Origin of the sequence: Micromonospora sp. L5 (assembly GCF_000177655.2) — a bacterium.
GTDB lineage: Bacteria > Actinomycetota > Actinomycetes > Mycobacteriales > Micromonosporaceae > Micromonospora > Micromonospora aurantiaca.
In genome coordinates, this window is the sequence record NC_014815.1 from 1,712,070 (window position 1) to 1,731,080 (window position 19,011).

Below are 19,011 nucleotides of genomic sequence, written 5' to 3' on the forward strand. Positions count from 1 at the left end.
ATTCGACACGTACGGACGGGTGCGTCCGGGCGGGAGCGTGTCAGACTGGACGCGCCATGACGAGTCTTCCGCTGATCTCCGTAGACCCCGACGCCCGCGGCCGCCGGCCCTCGATGCCTCCCCGCCACCTCGCCGACCTGGACCTGCCGGGCCGGCAGGCGCTCGTCGCCGAGCTGGGTGAGCCCGCGTTCCGCGCCAAGCAGGTCTCCAACCACTACTTCGGCCGCCTGGTACGCGACCCGGAGCGGATGACCGACCTGCCGGCGGCGACCCGGGAGCGGCTGGCGGGCGAGCTGCTGCCCACGCTGCTGACCCCGGTCCGCGAGCTGGCCTGCGACGACGGCGCGACCCGCAAGGCGCTCTGGCGGCTGCACGACGGCTCGCTGGTGGAGAGCGTGCTGATGGGCTACCCGGACCGGGTGACCGTCTGCATCTCCAGCCAGGCCGGCTGCGGCATGGCCTGCCCGTTCTGCGCCACCGGCCAGGCCGGGCTGACCCGCAACCTGTCCACCGCCGAGATCGTCGACCAGGCGGTCTACCTGGCCGGGGTGGCCGCGTCCGGCGTCGTGGCCGGTTCGCCGCCGCGGCTGTCGCACGTGGTGTTCATGGGCATGGGCGAGCCGCTCGCGAACTACTCGCGGGTGGTGGCGGCGATCCGCCGGCTGGTGGCCCCGGCGCCGGAGGGGCTGGGCCTGTCGCAGCGGCACATCACCGTCTCGACCGTCGGTCTGGTGCCGGCGATCCGCCGACTGGCCAGCGAAGACCTCTCGGTGACCCTTGCGTTGTCGCTGCACGCCCCCGATGATGAGCTGCGCGACGAACTCGTCCCGGTCAACCAGCGCTGGAAGGTGTCCGAGGTGCTGGACGCGGCGTGGGACTACGCGGCCACGACGGGGCGTCGCGTGTCCATCGAATACGCGATGATCAAGGACGTGAACGATCAGCCGTGGAGAGCCGATCTGCTCGGGCGGCTACTGGCCGGCAAGCTGGCCCACGTGAACCTGATCCCGCTCAACCCGACTCCGGGCAGCCGCTGGGACGCCAGCCCGAAGCCGGTCGAGCGGGAGTTCGTCCGGCGGTTGCGCGACGCCGGGGTGTCGACCACGGTGCGCGACACCCGGGGACGCGAGATCGACGGGGCCTGTGGGCAGCTCGCCGCCGCCGGGGACACGGACGGCGACTCACGCGCGGCAACGGCGTAGCGGTACGAGACCAGGAGACATAGTGGCGAGTCAGGGTCAGCGTTTCCGGCGTAAGGCGCTCCGCCGGGGCTACAAGGTCGACGAGGTCGATGCCTTCCTGGACCGGGTCGAGGCGACACTCGACGGCCAGCCGATCGGCGCGCCAGTGGCCTCCCAGGAGGTCCACGACGTCGTCTTCCGGGTCCGGTTCAACGGCTACGACGAGTGGCAGGTCGACCTGCACCTCGACCGGGTCGAGCGCCAGCTCGCCGAGTTGGAGGAGCGCGGTGGCGCACCGGCCGGGCGCGGTGGCGACCCGCGGATGGCCGACCGGCTCGGCCCGCCGATGCGCGACGACCGGGGCATGTCGCCGGTGCCGCAGCCGCCGATGCCGCCCCGGCAGATGCCCGCCCAGCCCGGCCCGCCCGCCGACCGCTACGGCAACCGCTACGACGAGCCGACCGGCGCGTTCGCCGGTGGCTACGACGGCCCGCGCGGTGGCTACGACGGCCCCCGCGGCCCGGGTGGCCCCGGCCCGATGGGCCCGGGCGCGCCGATGGGGCACGGCGGCCCGCCCTCGCGCGGCCTGCCGCCCGGCCCTGGTGGCTACGGCCCCCCGGACAACGGCCCCGGCGGCTACGGTCCGCCGGACAACGGTCCCGGTGGGTACGGCCCGCCGGACAGCGGCCCTGGCGGCTACGGTCCGCCGGACAGCGGCCCCGGTGGGTACGGCCAGGAGGAGCACTTCGACGGGTTCGAGGCCGGCCGGCGTGCCCGTGCCGACATGACCGCCGAGATCCGCATGCCCGAGCGTGAGCTGCGCGGTCGTGGCCCCGGTGGCCCGCCGGCGCTGCCGCAGCAGGGTTACGGCGCACCGGAGCCCGGCTACGGCCCGCCGGACCCGGGTTACGGGCCGCCGGACCAGGGCTACGGCCCGGGCCCCTCGATGACCGGCCCGCCGCTCGTGAGCCCGCCGGTCGCCGGTCCGCCGATGGTGGGGCCGCCGATGGCCGGCCCGCCCGGCAGCGACCTGCACCGGGTCGACCAGATCCGGCGCAGCTTCCAGGTCCGGCGGTTCGGCAGCGGGTACGACCCGGACCAGGTCGACCGGTTCTTCGAGACGCTGCTCGGCGGCATGCAGGGGCGCAACCCGATGCCGGTGAACCCCAAGGAACTCGACACGCTGCGCTTCGGGCTGGTGCCCGGTGGCTACTTCGAGGCCGAGGTCGACGCCGCGCTCAAGGACGTGCAGGACATCCTGCTCGGCCGCTGACCCCGCCTCCCGAGACGACGAAGGGCCCGCCCCCCGGTGAGGGGCGGGCCCTTCGCGCACTACCGTGGGCGCCGCGCGTCAGGACCGCAGGCCGTTGCGGCGCAGCACGGCGTCGCCGATGACGATGGCGATCAGCAGTCCGGCGATCCCGAACAGCCAGATGTGCTCCACCCGGCCCTCCTCGATCCCGCAGAGCGCCATCAGTACCAAAGCCACCGCCGACAGCACCGCACCGATCCGTCCGGACTTGCGGTGTCCGGGCTTGTGCTGATCTGGCGCGGTTACCGGCTCGTCTCCTGCCACTGTCGGTCCTTCCCTCGCGATCGGATCTCCGATCAGTCTGGCACGGCCCGAACCGGGCCCGGCGCAGGGTCCGACCTCCTGTGCCGGGGATGACCCGGGCGGGCGACAGCGGGCGGGCGGCACGGCCCGGGTCGTTGGTCCCGTACCGGTGGGGGCGGTTGGCCACTACCGGCGTCGCGGGACGGCGAGCACACTGCCTCCGGTAGCGTCTTGACGTACACCTTGATGCCTTTTTGAGGAGGACTGCGGTGCGAGTGACCGGTACGGGGCATGCCAGCATGCGGATCGACACGGCCGCGGGCAGCATCCTGTGCGACCCGTGGGTCAACCCCGCCTACTTCGCCTCGTGGTTCCCCTTCCCGGACAACTCCCTGCTCGACTGGGCGACCCTCGGCCAGGTCGACTACCTGTACGTGTCGCACCTGCACCGGGACCACTTCGACGCGAAGCACCTGCGTGACTTCGTGTCGAAGGACGCCACCGTCCTGCTGCCCGAGTTCCCCACCTCGGAGATGGAGGACGAGTTCCGGGAGCTGGGCTTCACCAAGTTCCTCAAGGCCCCGAACGAGCAGGTCGTGGAGCTGCCCGGCGGCCTGAAGATCATGATCCAGGCGCTGACCAGCCCGACCGACGGCCCGATCGGCGACTCGTCGCTCTGGGTCGAGTACGACGGCGTCCGGCTGCTCAACCAGAACGACGCCCGTCCGACCGACCTCAGCGTGTTCGCCGAGCTGGGCCACGTGCACGCGCACATGCTCCAGTTCTCCGGCGCGATCTGGTACCCGATGGTCTACGAGCTGCCGCAGGCGGCGAAGACCGCGTTCGGCAAGCAGAAGCGGGACCGGCAGTTCGACCGCACCTGGCGCTACATCGACGACCTGAAGGCCGACCACGTCTTCCCGATCGCCGGCCCACCGTGCTTCCTCGACGACGAGCTGTGGCAGTTCAACGACATCTTCGGCGACGAGGGCAACATCTTCCCCGACCAGTCGGTGTTCCTCGCCGAGTACGCCAAGGTCGGCGGCACCAACGGCATCGTGTTGCTGCCGGGCAGCGTCTCGGAGATCACCACCGAGGGCGCGACCACCACCCACCCGGTGCCGGTGGAGGAGTTCTTCGCGAACAAGGTCGCCCACCTGGAGGAGATGCGGGAGCGCAAGCGCGGCGTCATCGAGGCCGAGAAGGCGTCCTGGCGGCACCCCGAGGTCGACGTGCTCGGCGAGATGAAGCGCCGGATCGAGCCACTGCTCGACGAGTCGATCTACCTGGCCAAGGGCGTCGGCGGGCCGGTCCGCTTCGACCTGGTCGGCTACGACGGCGAGAGCGTCGAATCCATCGTGGTGGACTTCCCGGGCAAGGAGGTCCGGCCGTACGCGGACGAGAAGGTCCGCTACCGGTTCCGTACCGAGCGGGCGCTGATCGAGCACCTGCTGCACATCGGCGAGGTGGACTGGGTCAACTCCCTCTTCCTGTCCTGCCGTTTCTCCGCGGCCCGCATCGGCCAGTACAACGAGTTCGTCTACGCCTTCTTCAAGTGCCTGTCCGAGGAGCGCCTCCAGTACGCCGAGGGCTGGTACGACGAGCACGAGCGGGCGGTCGACGCCGAGGACATCACGCTCGACGGCTGGGTGGTGCAGCGGCGCTGCCCGCACCTGAAGGCGGACCTGAGCCGGTTCGGCATCGTCGACGGCGACCAGCTCACCTGCCAGCTGCACGGCTGGAAGTTCGACCTGGCCAGCGGGCGCTGCCTGACCAGCGTCGGGCACAAGATCCGCGCGCACCGCGCCGACGCGGAGACCCCGGCGCCGGCCGGGGAAGCGGCCATCTGACGAGTTCCGCCCCGTCCGCCGTCCCCGGCACGCGACCATCTGTCGTGAGGGGGCGGCGTGACGGGTGCGGACAGGGAACCGGCGTACCGGTTCGGGCGCGGCAACGAGATGGCGCGCGACGCCTCCCGGGTGGAGGCGTTCAGCGACGCGGTGATCGCCATCGTGCTCACCCTGATGGCCGTCGAGCTGCTGTCGTTCGACCCGGACACGCCGCAGGACGACGGGCTGCCGGCCGCCCTGCTGCACGAGTGGCGCGCCTACCTGGCGTACGTGATCACGTTCGCCATCGTCGGCCAGGTCTGGCTGACCCACCACAACATGTGGCGTTACGTCCGCCGGGTCGACCAGATGCTGCTGGTGCTGAACCTGCTGCTGCTGATGTTCGTGGCGGCGATCCCGTTCACCGCGGACCTGCTCGCGGACAACCTGCGCGGCACCGTCGGCGACCAGCGGCTGACCGCCGCGCTGTACGCGGGCGTGGTGCTCGGTGAGGCGCTGTTCTTCAACCTGAGCTGGTGGTGGGCGCGCCGCCGCGGGCTGCTGCAACCGGGTTTGGACCCGAGGCTGGCGCGGGCCGTGGCCCGCCGGTTCCGCCTCGGGCCGCTGCTCTACCTCATCGCGTTCGCGATCGTGTTCGTCGACCCGGTGCTGAGCCTGCTGGCGTACCTGCTGCTGGTCGGCGTCTACCTGGTGCGCGGGCCGGGCGACCTCCCGCCCGCCGGCCAGGAGGCGCCCGAGACGCCGTGAGCGGTTGTTGAGGCGGTTGTTAAGAAGGGGCCCTTCCTCTACCGGAGGCGTTAATAAGGGGCCCTTCCTTACATCTCGGCGAGGATGCGGCGGGCCGCGTTGTGCCCGGCCGCGCCGATCACGCTGCCCGCCGGGTGGCAGCCGGCGCTGCCCGCGTACACGCCGTCCACCCCCGTGGCGTACGGCATCCGGTCGGTGAACGACACCGTGTTGTCGACGTGGTGGATGTGCCCGCCGGTGATGCCGAAGTGCGCCTCGATGCCGGGCGGCGGCAGCGGCACCGCGTCCGCGACCAGGTCACCGGCGCCCGGGGCGTACCGCTCGCAGATCGCGATCAGCCGCTCCACGTAGCCGGGCAGCGCCGCCTCCCAGGTGGTGCCGGCCAGCTCGTAGGGGACCGACTGCACGAACAGGGCCGACGAGTGGTGCCCCGCGTCGTCGGACAGCGACGGGTCGACGGTCGTGTGCAGGTACCACTCGATCGTCGGCTCCTCCGGCAGCCGCCCGGCCCGCACGTCCGCCCACATGCCGCGCAGCGCCGCCATCGGCGACTCGCCGCCGTCGCCGACGAGTGAAGCCGAGCCGGGCAGCAGGTGGATGGTCGACCCGAACGGGCTCGGCGCGTCGTCCGGCAGGCAGGAGAAGCGCGGCAGCCCGGTCAGCGCCAGGTTGAGCTTGAGCGTGGTGCCGGTGCGGCGGACCGCCGCCATCCGCGCGCCCAGCTCGGCCGGGAGCGCGCCGTCGGGCAGCAGCTCCATCAGCCGGTACGGGTCACAGGCGCCGAGCACCACGGAGGCGTCCACCTCCCGCCCGTCGGCGAGCGTCACCCCGGCGGCGGCGCCTCCGGCCAGCCGGATCGCTGTGACCGGCGCGTCGGCCACGATCCGCGCCCCGGCGCGCACGGCGGCCTCGGCGAACGTGCGGGACACCGTGCCCATGCCGCCCCGGGTGATCATCCAGGTGCCGTCCGCGCCCGGCAGCCGGCACATGTTGTGCACCAGGAAGTTGTGACCCGTTCCGGGATCGTCCGGGCCGGCGTTGAGCCCGGACAGGCCGTCGGTGACCGCGTACATGCTGACCAGCAGCTCGGAGCGGAAATCGAAGCGGGCCAGGTGGTCGGCCACCGAGCCGCGCACCAGGTCGACGAAGACCTGCCGCAGCGCGGGCCGCACGTAGCGTTCGGCGGTCTCCTCGACCGGCAGCGGCTCGGCCAGCCACGCCGGGGCGAGATCCTCCCGCAGCTGGGCCAGCTCGGCGTGCAGCGCGTCGTCGGCGGCGACGTCGGCGGGAGAGAACATCTCCGCGAGCTGCCGCCGGCTCGCCGCCACGTCGCTGCCGGCCAGCAGGTACGGCGAGCCGAGCCCGCCCGGCGTGGGCAGGAAGTAGTGCGGGTCGCGGCGCAGCACCGGGATGGTCACGTCGAGCGTGGCCAGCAGCTCCGGCGGCATCAGCCCGAGCAGGTACGACCCGGTGGAGTGACGCAGCCCCGGCACCTTCGGGAACGGGTTCTCGGTGCGGGTCGCCCCGCCGATCACCACTGACGCCTCCAGCACCAGCACGTCCAAGCCGGCGCGGGCCAGCAGGATCGCCGAGACCAGGCCGTTGTGTCCGGCGCCGACCACCACGACGTCGGCGCGGGACGGCAGCTCACTCGCGTCGCTCATGGAGTGCGGGCTGGGCATGCGCTCACGGCCCTCGCTTCGCTCGGTGCGTTCGCTCATGCCGCGGAGCGTAGCGGCGGCCCGTCCCGGACGGGAGGGTTCGCGGCGGGGCGCTACCGTTCCGGGCATGTCCCCGGCTGTTCAGATCGCGCTCGCGGTGGCGCTCGTCGTGGTGGTGCTCCTGCTCCTGCTCGTGCTGCGGCGCGACCGTCCCCGGGACCTGGTCGCCCCTGATCGCCCGGCCGGCGACGGGCAGGCCGAGGTGCTCCGGCTGGCCCGCGCGGGGCGTACGGTCGAGGCGGTCAAGGTGCTGCGCGAGCAGACCGGGCTGTCGCTGCTGGACGCGAAACGGGCGGTGGACGCGCTGGCGGCCGGCGGATCCTGGCCGCCCGGCCCTCCGGCGCCCGGAAAGGGCGTCGACGAGGCGGTGCGGGCCGAGGCCGCGCGGCTGCTGTACCAGGGCAGGAAGATCCAGGCGATCAAGGTGGTACGGGAGCACACGCACATGTCGCTCGCCGACGCGAAGCGGTACGTCGAGGGCCTCTGACGGCCGGACGGCAGTCACCGGGCGTTCACCCTATAGTGGCAGTTGTCGATGCATTTCCGTCCTACCGTCGACGGGACACCCACCGCCTCCGGGAGGTAATCCCCGATGGATCGTCGTACCGTCCTGCGCGCCACCGCCGCCGGTGGCGCCGCCGCTCTCGCCGGTGGTCTCTGGGCCGCCGCTGCCGCCCCGGCCCAGCCCGCCCAGCCCGGCCCCGGCCCGTACGGCGACCTCCTGGCCGCCGACGCCAACGGCCTCCAGTTGCCGGCCGGCTTCACCGGCCGGGTGATCGCGCGTTCCGGGCAGCGCGTCGCCGGCACCTCGTACACCTGGCACCCGGCGCCCGACGGCGGCGCCTGCTTCCCGGCCGGCGACGGCTGGATCTACGTCTCCAACTCGGAGGTCCCGCTCGTCGGCGGCGCCTCAGCGGTGCGGTTCGCCGCCGACGGCGCGATCGCCGCCGCGTACCGGATCCTCGGCGGCACGAACGTCAACTGCGCCGGTGGCCCGACCCCGTGGGGGACGTGGCTGTCCTGCGAGGAGGTGCCGCTGGGCCGGGTCTTCGAGACCTGGCCGGAGGGCGGCCGGTCCGGCGAGGAGCGGACCCGGATGGGCCGCTTCAAGCACGAGGCGGCGGCCTGCGACCCGGTGCGGCGGGTGGTCTACCTGACCGAGGACGAGGGGGACGGCTGCTTCTACCGGTTCGTCCCGGACACCTGGGGCGACCTGCGCACCGGCCGGGTGCAGGTGCTCTGCGCCCCGGACGGCCAGGTGACCGGGCCGGTGACCTGGCGGGACCTGCCGGACCGCGACGGGTTCCCGGTGCCCACCCGCTACCAGGTGGGCGCGGCGCAGACGTTCGACGGCGGCGAGGGCTGCTGGTACGCCGACGACACCTGCTGGTTCACCACCAAGGGCGACAACCGGGTGTGGGCGTACGACGCGGTGAACCAGCGGCTCGACCTCGCGTACGACGACTCGCTGGTGCCGGCCGGTGCCGCGCCGCTGACCGGCGTCGACAACATCACCGGCACCGCGGGAGGCGACCTCTACGTGGCCGAGGACGGCGGCAACATGGAGATCAACGTGATCACGCCGGCCGGTGTGGTGACCCCGTTCCTGCGGCTGCTCGGGCAGTCCGAGTCGGAGCTGACCGGGCCGGCGTTCTCGCCGGACGGCAGCCGCCTCTACTTCTCCTCGCAGCGCGGCACCAGCGGCGCCCGGGCCGGGACCGGCGGCATCACGTACGAGGTGCGCGGCCCGTTCCGGCGCTGACCCGCAGCCGTCAGGCGCGGGCCGCCACCCGGGCGGCCCGCCACCGGCTCGCCGCGAGCGTCGCGGAGTAGCCGGACAACACGATCACGTGGAACAGGTACAGCCAGAGCAGCACCGCCACGCCGCCGCCGATCTCGTCGAAGCCGCCGAACGGCACACCCAGGTCCAGCGGCAGCGAGCAGAACAGCACGAAGCCGTGCAGGAAGCCGGACAGGTTCGCCGCGGTGAACGAGCCCAGGGCCACTGTGGCGAGCCAGTCCGGGGAAGCCGGGCCGACCACCCGGAACACCCAGATCAGCACCGGTGTGAGCACCAGCCACACCGCCAGGAACGACAGCACCACGCCGAGCGCGCCGACCCAGCCGCCCTGGCGTACCAGCCGGGTGGTCAGCGGCAGCCCGAGCAGGATCGACAGCAGCAGCGCCGGGGCCGGCGCCAGCAGCGGGAGCAGCAGCAGGCGGCCCCGCCAGCCGACGAGCGCGCCGGACTCGGCGCGCGGCTCGGCCACCGAGACGAACGCGCGGCGCAGCCCTTCGCCGTAGAGCGAAGCCGGCAGCAGCGAGGCCAGCGCCAGCAGCGGGGTCAGCCCCAGACCGGCCTCGACGAGCGCGGCCGCCGCCCGGTGCGCGCCGATCTCGGTGGGCAGCGTGTCGATCGCGTACCCGGTCAGCCGCCGTACCCGGTCCGCCCCGGCGAGCAGCCCGGTCAGCCAGATCGCCAGCAGCGCCACCGGCACCACGGCGATCGCGCCGTAGAAGGTGATCGCGGCGGCGTGCAGCGACAGGTCGCGACCGCGGACCGGCCGGAACGCCGCCGCCGTGATCCGCTTGGTCCGCTCCCACCCGTCGCCCATCGCCCTCTCGTTCCCCGTACGCCCCCGCGCCACGCATTACGATCCGGCGGCATGACGATCGCCACGACCGACCGGCTGGTGCTCCGGGACTGGACCGAGTCGCCGGACGACCTGGCCCGGATCTACGACATCTACTCCCGGGACGAGGTGATGCGCTGGCTGGGCGGCGGCAAGGGGCGGATGACCGACCCGTCCGAGGCGCGCGAGCGGGTCCGGATGTGGCACGAACGCTGGGCGCCGTACGGCGGCCGCTGGGGCTTGTGGGCGATCGAGCCGCGCGACGGCGGGCCGGTGGCGGGGAGCATCCTGCTCAAACCGCTACCGGGACGCGACGGCGTCACTCTGACCGACGACATCGAGGTCGGCTGGCACCTGCACCCCGACGCCCAGGGCCGCGGCTACGCCACCGAGGCGGCCCGCGCGGTGCTGGAGCGCGAGTTCGCCGCCGGCACCCCGAGGGTGTACGCGGTGGTGATGGCCGGGAACGACCCGTCGATGGCGGTGGCCCGGCGCCTCGGCATGACGCACGCGGGTGTGCGCACCGACTGGTACGGCGGCGTCGAGCTGGAGACCTTCGTCCTGGAGCGCCCCGCCTGACCGTTCGCCGGAACTGCTCCCGCCCCGGCGATCATGAGGTTGGCGGCGACAAATCGGACCGCCGACGCCGCCAACCTCATGATCAACGGGAGTGGCGGTGGGGACGGACAACGTGTGCGAGCAGGGCGGATCGGGGCAGCGCCGCTAGGTGAGGGGTAGCACGATCACCCGCTGAGGGGGTGAGCCCGATGGCCCAGGCCGCATTCGCGCCCGAGCCGGCACCGCAGCCCGCCGAGCCGTCGTTCGACGTGCTCCGCTGGCACGACGAGCCCTGGACCGCGCAGCTCGCTCTCGATCTCCTGCCGGAGACCAACGGCCCGAAGGTCGAGTTCAGCGTCGACCCGGCCGACCTGCTCGACGAGGAGGCGCCGCAGGCGTGATCGACACCGGTTCGCCGAAGTGGCGGCATCGCGGCAACCCTGATGCCGCCACCTCGGCGAAGTGGAGTCGATCATGCCGCCCGGCACTCCGGGACGAACCGGGGTGAGGCGCTGGGGAACAATGGTCCGGTGACCACTCCCCGAGATCTCGTGCTGCTCGGCTCGACCGGCTCGATCGGCACCCAGGCCATCGACATCGTCAAGCGCAACCCGGACCGCTTCCGGGTGGTGGCCCTCGGCGCGGGTGGCGGCAACGTGGAGTTGCTCGCCGCGCAGGCGCTGGAGCTGGGCGTGGAGGCGGTCGGTGTGGCTCGCGCGTCCGCCGCGCAGGATCTTCAGCTCGCGTTCTACGCCGAGGCGAGCCGGCGTGGCTGGGCCACCGGCGACTTCAAGCTGCCCAAGATCGTGGCCGGGCCGGACGCGATGACCGAGCTGGCGCAGTGGCCGTGCGACGTGGTGCTCAACGGCGTGGTCGGCTCGCTGGGCCTGCCGCCGACGCTGGCCGCGCTGCACGCCGGTCGTACCCTCGCGCTCGCCAACAAGGAGTCCCTGGTGGCCGGCGGCCCGCTGGTCAAGGCCGCGGTGACGCACCCGGGGCAGATCGTTCCGGTGGACTCCGAACACTCGGCGCTGGCGCAGTGCCTGCGCGGCGGCGCCCGGGGCGAGGTGCGGCGGCTGGTGGTCACCGCCAGCGGCGGCCCGTTCCGGGGGCGGCGGCGTGACGAGCTGACCGCCGTCACGCCGGAGCAGGCGCTGGCACACCCGACCTGGAACATGGGCCCGGTCGTCACGATCAACTCCGCCACGATGGTCAACAAGGCGCTGGAGGTGATCGAGGCGCACGAGTTGTTCGACGTGCCGTACGCCGACATCGAGGTGATGGTCCACCCGCAGTCGGTGATCCACTCGATGGTCGAGTTCACCGACGGGTCCACGCTCGCCCAGGCCAGCCCGCCGGACATGCGACTGCCCATCGCGCTGGGTATCGGCTGGCCGGACCGCGTACCCGGCGCCGCCGCGGCTGTCGACTGGACCACTGCCCACACGTGGGAGTTCTTCCCGCTCGACGACGCGGCGTTCCCGGCTGTCGCGCTGGCCAAGGCGGCGGGGGAGGCCGGGCGCTGCCGCCCGGCGATCTACAACGCGGCGAACGAGGAGTGCGTGGCCGCGTTCGTCGCGGGCCGGCTGCCGTTCCTCGGCATCGTCGACACCCTCCAGCGGGTGCTGGAGGACGCTCCCGATTTCGACGAACCAGGTACCGTCGAGGACGTGCTCGCCGCCGAGTCGTGGGCACGGGCGCACGCCCAGGAGATCATCGTCGGGTCGGTGGAAGGAGCTCGATGAGCTATCTGCTCGGGGTGGTGCTGTTCGCCCTGGCGATCCTCATCTCGGTGAGCCTGCACGAGGCGGGGCACATGCTCACCGCCAAGGCGTTCGGGATGAAGGTCACCCGCTACTTCGTCGGCTTCGGCCCGACGCTCTGGTCGTTCAAGCGGGGAGAGACCGAGTACGGCATCAAGGGCATCCCGCTCGGCGGCTTCTGCAAGATCGTCGGTATGACACCGCAGGACGACGACGTCGAGCCGGGGGACGAGAAGCGCGCCATGTGGCGCTACCCGGTGTGGAAGCGGACGATCGTGATGTCCGCGGGCTCGATCACCCACTTCGCCCTGGCCCTGATCGCGCTCTGGATCATCGCGGTGTCGGTGGGGCTGCCGAACCCGAAGTTCCCCAGCACCGAGGCCGGCTTCCGGGCCGAGCCGGCGGTGATCGCCATCGCGCCGTGCGTGGTGGTGGAGAACGCGGCCCGCGCCTGCGAGTCCGGCGACCCGGCCAGCCCGGCCGAGAAGGCCCAGCTCAAGGACGGCGACCGGATCACCGCGGTGAACGGCAAGCCGGTCTCGACCTGGGGCGACATGCTCGACGTGGTCCGGGCCACCCCGCCCGGCACGGCCACCGTCGCCTACGTGCGTGACGGCAAGCCGGCCGAGGCGCGGGTCGACCTGGCCTCGGTGCAGCGTCCGCCGCTGGGCGACCCGAAGGGCGCCGCCTCGGCGGTCTCCGCGCTCGGTGTGGCGCTCTCGCCCAGCACCCCGACCCGGGTCGAGTACGGCCCGGTCGCCGCGTTCGGCGCCACCGCCGACTTCACCGGCACCATGGCCGTGCAGACCGCGCACGCCATGCAGCGCATCCCGCAGAAGGTGCCCGCGTTGTGGAACGCGATCACCGGCGGCGAGCGCGACGTGGACACCCCGATCAGCGTGGTCGGCGCCAGCCGGCTCGGCGGCGAGGCCGTGGAGAACAACGCCTGGCTGGTGTTCTTCATGCTCTTCGTGTCGCTGAACTTCTTCATCGGCGTGTTCAACCTGCTGCCGCTGCTCCCGCTGGACGGCGGCCACATCGCCATCGCCTGGTTCGAACGGGCGCGGTCCTGGCTCTACGCACGCATCGGCCGCGCCGATCCGGGCCGCGTCGACTACCTCAAACTCATGCCGTTCACGTACGCGGTGATCCTGATCGGCGGCGCGTTCACGCTGCTCACAGTCACCGCTGATGTCATCAACCCCATCACGCTCTTCTCAAGGTGAGTGCCTGAAGTGACCGCTGTCAGTCTCGGTATGCCCCCCGTACCGCCGCCGCCGCTGGCCCCGCGCCGGGCCAGCCGCCAGATCATGGTCGGTTCGGTGCCGGTCGGTGGTGGCGCGCCGGTCTCGGTGCAGTCCATGACCACCACCCTCACCGCCGACGTCAACGCCACGCTCCAGCAGATCGCCGAGTTGACCGCGTCCGGCTGCCAGATCGTCCGGGTCGCCGTGCCGTCGCAGGACGACGTGGAGGCGCTGCCCGCGATCGCCAAGAAGTCGCAGATCCCGGTGATCGCCGACATCCACTTCCAGCCGAAGTACGTCTTCGCGGCGATCGACGCCGGCTGCGCCGCGGTCCGGGTGAACCCGGGCAACATCCGGCAGTTCGACGACAAGGTCAAGGAGATCGCGCGGGCCGCCGGCGACGCGGGCGTGCCGATCCGGATCGGCGTCAACGCGGGCTCGCTGGACAAGCGCCTGCTGGCCAAGTACGGCAAGGCCACCGCCGAGGCGCTGGTGGAGTCGGCGCTGTGGGAGTGCTCGCTGTTCGAGGAGCATGGCTTCCGGGACATCAAGATCTCGGTGAAGCACAACGATCCGGTGGTGATGATCCGCGCGTACCGGCTGCTGGCCGAGAAGTGCGACTACCCGCTGCACCTCGGCGTCACCGAGGCGGGCCCGGCGTTCCAGGGCACGATCAAGTCGGCGGTGGCGTTCGGCGCGCTGCTGGCCGAGGGGATCGGCGACACCATCCGGGTCTCGCTGTCCGCCCCGCCGGTCGAGGAGATCAAGGTCGGCAACGCGATCCTGGAGTCGCTGGGCCTGCGCGAGCGCGGCCTGGAGATCGTCTCCTGCCCGTCCTGCGGGCGGGCGCAGGTCGATGTCTACAAGCTGGCCGAGGAGGTCACCGCCGGGCTGGAGGGCCTGCCGGTGCCGCTGCGCGTCGCGGTCATGGGCTGCGTGGTGAACGGTCCGGGCGAGGCCCGCGAGGCCGACCTGGGTGTGGCCTCGGGCAACGGCAAGGGCCAGATCTTCGTCAAGGGCAAGGTCGTCAAGACCGTGCCCGAGGCGCAGATCGTGGAGACGCTGATCGAGGAGGCGCTGCGGATCGCCGACGAGATGGGCGCCGAGATCCCCGAGGAGCTGCGTGACCTGGTGCCGGGCGGCGCCACAGTCACAGTGCACTGATCTGCTTTTCGCGTCGCCGTGCGGCCGTCCCCGGCAGGGGGCGGCCGCACGCGCCGTCTCAGGGCCGGGGCACGGCGGCGAAGGGGGAGAGGGTGAACCAGCCGGGCGCGGCGCGCCGCAACGCCTCCGGTCCGGCCACCTCCACCGCGCCGCCGCGCAGCGCCGCGGCCCACTCCAGGTCGCCCATCCAGACCTGGACCAGGGCGCGCAGGTCCGCCGTGACGGTCACCGTCACGTCGTGCCCGGGGTCGCTGTCGCAGACGTCGGCCTCGCCCGCGGCGATCACCATCCACCAGTCGCGCTGCGTCGTGGGCACGTCCCGGAAGCGGAACCGCACGACGGTACGCCCCGGCGGAACAGCGTCGTGGTCGACGTGGCGGTGCATGTCCCACAGCAGCAGCTTCGGGTCCAGGTCGGCGTCGCCCAGCTCGCCGATCCAGCGCACGCCCCAGGCGCCGAGCGCCTCCACCACGGGCCGCAGTTCGCGTCCGGCGGCGGTCGGGACGTAGCGCACGTCGGCGCCGTCGACGCGCCGCTCCACCACCCCGGCGCGGACGAGCTGGTGCAGCCGGCGGGACAGCAGCGTGGGCGACATCCGGGGCAGGCCCCGGCGCAGCTCGTTGAAGCGTTCCGAGCCGCTGACCAGCTCCCGGACCACGAGCAGCGTCCACCGCTCGTCGAGCAGTTCCATGGCTTTCGCCACGGGGCAGAACTGGTGGTAGGAGGCCCCCATGGCGGGCACGCTACGCCCGGCCCGCCACCCCGGCCAGCCGCCTGTCGGGAGCGGTACAGATCTCGTACTGGGGGCCGGGTCGTCCGCTGCCTAGCGTCCTGTGCAGGGACGACAGGTGAGGAGCGACCGATGATCGAGGAACGGGAACAGGACGCCGCGGTGAAGGCCCGGCACCGCGCGATGTGGGCGATGGGGGACTACGCCGCCGTGGCCGCGCAGGTGATCCCGGAGCTGGGGGCGACGCTGGTCCGGGCCGCCGGGGTGGCGCCGGGCATGCGGGTGCTGGACGTGGCGGCCGGGACCGGCAACGCGGCTCTGCCCGCGGCCTGGGCCGGTGCGGAGGTGGTGGCCGGCGACCTCACCCCGGAGTTGCTGGCGATCGGGCGGGCGGAGGCCGAGCGGGAGGGCTTGACGCTGACCTGGGAGGAGGCGGACGCGGAGGCGCTGCCGTACGCGGACGCCGCGTTCGACGCGGTGCTGTCGTGTGTGGGCGTGATGTTCGCGCCCCGGCACCGGGCCGCAGCCGACGAGGTGCTGCGGGTGTGCCGGCCGGGCGGGACGATCGGCCTGGTCAACTGGACCCCGGAGGGCTTTGTGGGCCAGTTGTTCGCGGCCATGCGGCCGTACGCGCCGCCACCGCCGCCGGGCGCGCAGCCGCCCCCGCTCTGGGGCGACGAGGAGCACGTCCGGGAGTTGTTCGGCGACCGGGTCGACGCGCTCACGTCGGCGCGTGACGCCGTGGTGGTGGACCGGTTCGCCACGCCGGGGGAGTTCCGGGACTTCTTCGCGACCCGCTACGGGCCCACTGTGGCGGTCTACCTGGCGAACGCCGGCGACCCGGAGCGTACAGCCGGGCTCGACCGGGCGCTGACCGATCTGGCCGCCCGGCACCTGGACGGTGGCGTGATGCGCTGGGAGTACCTGCTCGTCACCGCGCGCCGTGCTTGACGGCACGCCGGCCGGTCGACGGTCGGCGTGCCGTTCCGGCGGCGGTGCTCACTCGGACTCGGCGAGGATGGCGTAGAGCTTGCGCCGGGTCTCGTCGAGCACCTGGGCGGCACGGGCGCGCTGGTCGTCGGTGCCGGTGGTCATCACCTGCCGCAGCGCCTGCATGGCCTGCGCCCCGGCGTCGCGGATGTCGTGCCAGCTGTTGACGGTCTGCTCGGCGAACTCCGCCCAGGGCGGGGCCTGCGCCGCGCCGGCCGCCTCGGCCTGGCCCGCCTCGGTCAGCGCGAACCGCTTGCGCCCGCCCTCGGAGTCGGGGGCCGTCGCGATGAGCCCCTCGTCCTCCAGCAGTTGCAGCGTCGGGTAGATCGAGCCGGGGCTGGGCCGCCAGGCCCCGCCGGTGCGGGAGTCGATCTCCTGGATCATCTCGTAGCCGTGCATCGGCCGTTCGGTGAGCAGGGCCAGCACGGCCCCGCGCACGTTCGGCCGCCGGCCGCGTCCGCGCCCGCCCCGGCCCCGCCCGTGGCCGTGGGGTCCGGGGGAGAAGGGCGGCGGACCCGGGGGTACGGGCGGGAAGCCGAAGCCGCCACGGCGGCGCATCTCGTCGTGCATGGCGTGCATGCGTCGATGGAAACCCATCAGGGCTCTCCTTCTGTCGTCGTATCACTGATGCATCAACGATATATCGGCAATGCATCGCCGACAAGGCGTCACGTAAACCGGGCTGCAAACCGTACGTACGTACTGTTAGGGTGCCGGTGTGCGCCTGCTTCCCGAACCGGGCCCGTCCCGGACCCTCGCCCTCTCCACGCTCGTCAACACCGTCGGGCGGGGCACCTGGCTCACCGCCAGCGCGCTGTTCCTCACCCGGTCGGTCGGGCTCTCGGTGACCCAGGTCGGTGTGGCGCTCACGCTCACCGCGCTGGTCAGCCTGGTGGCGAGCACGCCGATGGGCTACCTCGCCGACCGCCTCGGCCCGCGCGGGCTCCAGATGGCCGCGTTGCTCGCCTCGGCCGGGTGCACGGCCGCGCTGGTCACGGTGCGCTCGTTCACCGGCTTCCTGGCCGTCGGCGTGCTGATGGCGGTCGCCGACGCGGGCACCCGGGGCGCCCGCGGTGCGCTGATCGCCGGCGCCGTCCCGCCCGACCAGCGGGTCCGTACCCGCGCCTACCTGCGCGCTGTCACCAACGTCGGGATCTCGGTGGGCACGGTGCTGGCCGGGTTCGCGCTCGCCGCCGACACCCGCGGCGCGTACGTCACGCTGATCCTGCTCGACGCCGCCACGTACGTGCTGGCGGCGGCGGTGCTGCTGCGGCTCCCGCCGGTGCCGCCGATGCCCGCCCCGGCGCACGGGCCGCGGCTGATCGCGCTGCGGGACCGCCCGTTCCTCGCCTTCACCGTCCTGGACGGGCTCATGTCCATGCACTTCTCGCTGATCAACATCGCGCTGCCGCTGTGGATCGCCGGGCACACCACAGCGCCGAACTGGCTGATCTCCGTCTGCCTGCTCGTCAACACCGTGGTGGTGATCCTGTTCCAGGTCCGCGCCTCGCGGGGCACCGAGGACCTGACCGGCGCGGGCCGGGCCGCCCGCCGGGCCGGTGTCCTGCTCGCTGTCGCCTGCGCGCTGTTCGCCGCAGGTGGCGGCGTGCCGGTCGCGGTGGCGGTGCCCCTGCTGCTGGCCGGTGCGCTGGTGCACGTCGTGGGGGAGCTGTGGCACGCGGCGGCCGGCTGGGGCATCTCCTTCGGCCTGGCCCCGGCGCACGCGCACGGGCAGTACCAGGGCGCGTACGGGATGGGTATGCAACTCGGCTCGATGGTCGCCCCGGTGGTCGTGACCACGCTCGCGATCGGCTGGGGCGTGCCCGGCTGGCTGGTGCTCGGCGTGGTGTTCCTGCTGCTCGGCGCAATGGTGCCGCCTGTGGTGCGATGGGCCGCCCGGACCCGGCCGCCCGCACCCGAACCGGTGCCGGTGCCGGCCGGCTGAGCGTCGTGCGGCAGGTGCCCGGTCGGCCCGCGCACGCCGGGGTGGATCTGGCAGGCTGGTAGCCGTGCTCACCATGCCGGTACGCCAACTGGGGGAGTCGGAGCGCCGCGCGGTCGAGCGGCTGCTCGACCTCGACCCGTACGCCGGCGCGCAGGTCGCCGAGCGGGTGGCGGCGCGCGGGCTGGCCTGGTGGCGGGCCGAGGCGCGGATCCTCGGGTACGGCTCCCGCCGGCACCTGGAGTCGATCTGCTGGCTGGGCGGCAACCTGACCCCGGTGCTCGCGTCCGAGTCGGCGGTGACCGCGTTCGCCGACCAGTTGAGCGCCGAGGAGCGGCTCTGTTCCTCGATCGTCGGCCGCGCCGACGCGGTGCTCGGGCTCTGGGACCGCCTCTCCGCGCACTGGGGGCCGGCTCGGGACGTACGCCCGAACCAGCCGCTGCTGGCGACGGACGCGCTGCCCGCCGTGGCGCCCGACCCGCACGTGCGGCGGGTGCGCGGCAGCGAGGTCGACCTGCTGTTCCCGGCGGCGGTGGCGATGTACACCGAGGAGGTCGGGGTGTCGCCGCTGGCCGAGGACGGCGGGCGCGGCTACCGGCGGCGGGTGACCGAGCTGGTGCGCGCCGGCCGCGCCTACGCCCGTTTCGTCGACGGGCGGGTGGTCTTCAAGGCGGAGCTGGCAGTGGTGACCCGCCGGACCGCGCAGGTGCAGGGCGTCTGGGTGGCGCCCGAGTGGCGTGGCCGGGGCATCGCCGCCGCCGCGATGGCAGCAGTGGTCCGCGACGCGCTGGAACGGGTCGCGCCCACAGTGAGCCTGTACGTCAACGACTTCAACCTGCCCGCCCGCCGGGTCTACGAGCGCTGCGGCTTCCGCCCGGTCGGCACGCTCGCCACAGTGCTGTTCTGAGGATCACTCCCGCCAGACGTCCC

At 73.0% G+C, this 19,011-nt stretch carries 19 protein-coding genes; 14 read left to right on the forward strand and 5 right to left on the reverse strand.

The window, feature by feature from the left end; genetic code table 11:
• Window positions 1-56 precede the first annotated feature (56 nt).
• Complete coding sequence (gene rlmN, locus ML5_RS08405) at window positions 57-1,202, forward strand: 23S rRNA (adenine(2503)-C(2))-methyltransferase RlmN (protein WP_013284610.1); 1,146 nt, start codon at window positions 57-59, stop codon at window positions 1,200-1,202.
• A gap of 22 nt (window positions 1,203-1,224) precedes the next feature.
• On the forward strand, window positions 1,225-2,454 hold the full coding sequence (locus tag ML5_RS08410) for a DivIVA domain-containing protein (RefSeq protein ID WP_013474395.1): 1,230 nt from the start codon (window positions 1,225-1,227) through the stop codon (window positions 2,452-2,454).
• Between the two features lie 78 nt (window positions 2,455-2,532).
• Here ML5_RS08410 and ML5_RS08415 read toward each other — a convergent pair whose 3' ends face one another.
• Window positions 2,533-2,757: a hypothetical protein gene (locus ML5_RS08415; protein WP_013284612.1), complete on the reverse strand. Its 225-nt coding sequence runs from the start codon at window positions 2,755-2,757 to the stop codon at window positions 2,533-2,535.
• Window positions 2,758-3,005: 248 nt separating this feature from the next.
• On the opposite strand from ML5_RS08415, the gene ML5_RS08420 reads away from it, so the two are divergent.
• Complete coding sequence (locus tag ML5_RS08420) at window positions 3,006-4,586, forward strand: Rieske 2Fe-2S domain-containing protein (RefSeq protein WP_013284613.1); 1,581 nt, start codon at window positions 3,006-3,008, stop codon at window positions 4,584-4,586.
• 108 nt (window positions 4,587-4,694) lie between these two features.
• Entirely contained in the window at window positions 4,695-5,333 is a 639-nt protein-coding gene (locus ML5_RS08425; protein WP_049794868.1) for a TMEM175 family protein, read from the forward strand.
• Between the two features lie 68 nt (window positions 5,334-5,401).
• On the opposite strand, the gene ML5_RS08430 is transcribed toward ML5_RS08425, so the two are convergent.
• Window positions 5,402-6,997: an NAD(P)/FAD-dependent oxidoreductase gene (locus tag ML5_RS08430; protein ID WP_041784157.1), complete on the reverse strand. Its 1,596-nt coding sequence runs from the start codon at window positions 6,995-6,997 to the stop codon at window positions 5,402-5,404.
• Between the two features lie 124 nt (window positions 6,998-7,121).
• On the opposite strand from ML5_RS08430, the gene ML5_RS08435 reads away from it, so the two are divergent.
• Both ML5_RS08435 and ML5_RS08440 read left to right on the forward strand, forming a co-directional pair.
• A complete protein-coding gene (locus ML5_RS08435; RefSeq protein WP_013474397.1) occupies window positions 7,122-7,541 on the forward strand; it encodes a 50S ribosomal protein L7/L12 in 420 nt (139 codons plus the stop codon).
• A gap of 105 nt (window positions 7,542-7,646) precedes the next feature.
• On the forward strand, window positions 7,647-8,816 hold the full coding sequence (locus tag ML5_RS08440; protein ID WP_013474398.1) for an alkaline phosphatase PhoX: 1,170 nt from the start codon (window positions 7,647-7,649) through the stop codon (window positions 8,814-8,816).
• 10 nt (window positions 8,817-8,826) lie between these two features.
• On the opposite strand, the gene ML5_RS08445 is transcribed toward ML5_RS08440, so the two are convergent.
• Complete coding sequence (locus ML5_RS08445; RefSeq protein WP_013474399.1) at window positions 8,827-9,669, reverse strand: YhjD/YihY/BrkB family envelope integrity protein; 843 nt, start codon at window positions 9,667-9,669, stop codon at window positions 8,827-8,829.
• Between the two features lie 51 nt (window positions 9,670-9,720).
• On the opposite strand from ML5_RS08445, the gene ML5_RS08450 reads away from it, so the two are divergent.
• From ML5_RS08450 to ispG, 5 genes are all read left to right on the forward strand, one after another.
• Entirely contained in the window at window positions 9,721-10,266 is a 546-nt protein-coding gene (locus ML5_RS08450; RefSeq protein WP_013474400.1) for a GNAT family N-acetyltransferase, read from the forward strand.
• A gap of 188 nt (window positions 10,267-10,454) precedes the next feature.
• Entirely contained in the window at window positions 10,455-10,646 is a 192-nt protein-coding gene (locus ML5_RS08455; protein WP_013474401.1) for a hypothetical protein, read from the forward strand.
• A 129-nt stretch (window positions 10,647-10,775) separates the two neighbouring features.
• Window positions 10,776-11,990: a 1-deoxy-D-xylulose-5-phosphate reductoisomerase gene (dxr, locus tag ML5_RS08460; protein ID WP_013474402.1), complete on the forward strand. Its 1,215-nt coding sequence runs from the start codon at window positions 10,776-10,778 to the stop codon at window positions 11,988-11,990.
• A complete protein-coding gene (locus ML5_RS08465; protein ID WP_013284622.1) occupies window positions 11,987-13,234 on the forward strand; it encodes an RIP metalloprotease in 1,248 nt (415 codons plus the stop codon). Before dxr ends, ML5_RS08465 begins: the two co-directional genes overlap by 4 nt.
• A 9-nt stretch (window positions 13,235-13,243) precedes the next feature.
• On the forward strand, window positions 13,244-14,419 hold the full coding sequence (ispG, locus tag ML5_RS08470) for a flavodoxin-dependent (E)-4-hydroxy-3-methylbut-2-enyl-diphosphate synthase (RefSeq protein ID WP_013474403.1): 1,176 nt from the start codon (window positions 13,244-13,246) through the stop codon (window positions 14,417-14,419).
• Window positions 14,420-14,477: 58 nt separating this feature from the next.
• Here the strand turns inward: ispG and ML5_RS08475 are convergent, their stop codons facing one another.
• On the reverse strand, window positions 14,478-15,152 hold the full coding sequence (locus ML5_RS08475) for a helix-turn-helix domain-containing protein (protein WP_013474404.1): 675 nt from the start codon (window positions 15,150-15,152) through the stop codon (window positions 14,478-14,480).
• Between the two features lie 129 nt (window positions 15,153-15,281).
• Here ML5_RS08475 and ML5_RS08480 point away from each other — a divergent pair, with 129 nt between their 5' ends.
• Complete coding sequence (locus tag ML5_RS08480; protein WP_013474405.1) at window positions 15,282-16,100, forward strand: class I SAM-dependent methyltransferase; 819 nt, start codon at window positions 15,282-15,284, stop codon at window positions 16,098-16,100.
• Window positions 16,101-16,148: 48 nt separating this feature from the next.
• Here ML5_RS08480 and ML5_RS08485 read toward each other — a convergent pair whose 3' ends face one another.
• Complete coding sequence (locus tag ML5_RS08485) at window positions 16,149-16,736, reverse strand: PadR family transcriptional regulator (protein ID WP_013474406.1); 588 nt, start codon at window positions 16,734-16,736, stop codon at window positions 16,149-16,151.
• A gap of 121 nt (window positions 16,737-16,857) precedes the next feature.
• On the opposite strand from ML5_RS08485, the gene ML5_RS08490 reads away from it, so the two are divergent.
• Together ML5_RS08490 and ML5_RS08495 are read left to right on the forward strand one after the other, a co-directional pair.
• Window positions 16,858-18,084: an MFS transporter gene (locus ML5_RS08490; protein WP_013474407.1), complete on the forward strand. Its 1,227-nt coding sequence runs from the start codon at window positions 16,858-16,860 to the stop codon at window positions 18,082-18,084.
• A gap of 64 nt (window positions 18,085-18,148) precedes the next feature.
• Window positions 18,149-18,988, forward strand: coding sequence for a DUF4081 domain-containing GNAT family N-acetyltransferase (locus tag ML5_RS08495; RefSeq protein ID WP_030269880.1), 840 nt, complete (start codon window positions 18,149-18,151; stop codon window positions 18,986-18,988).
• Window positions 18,989-19,011 lie beyond the last annotated feature (23 nt).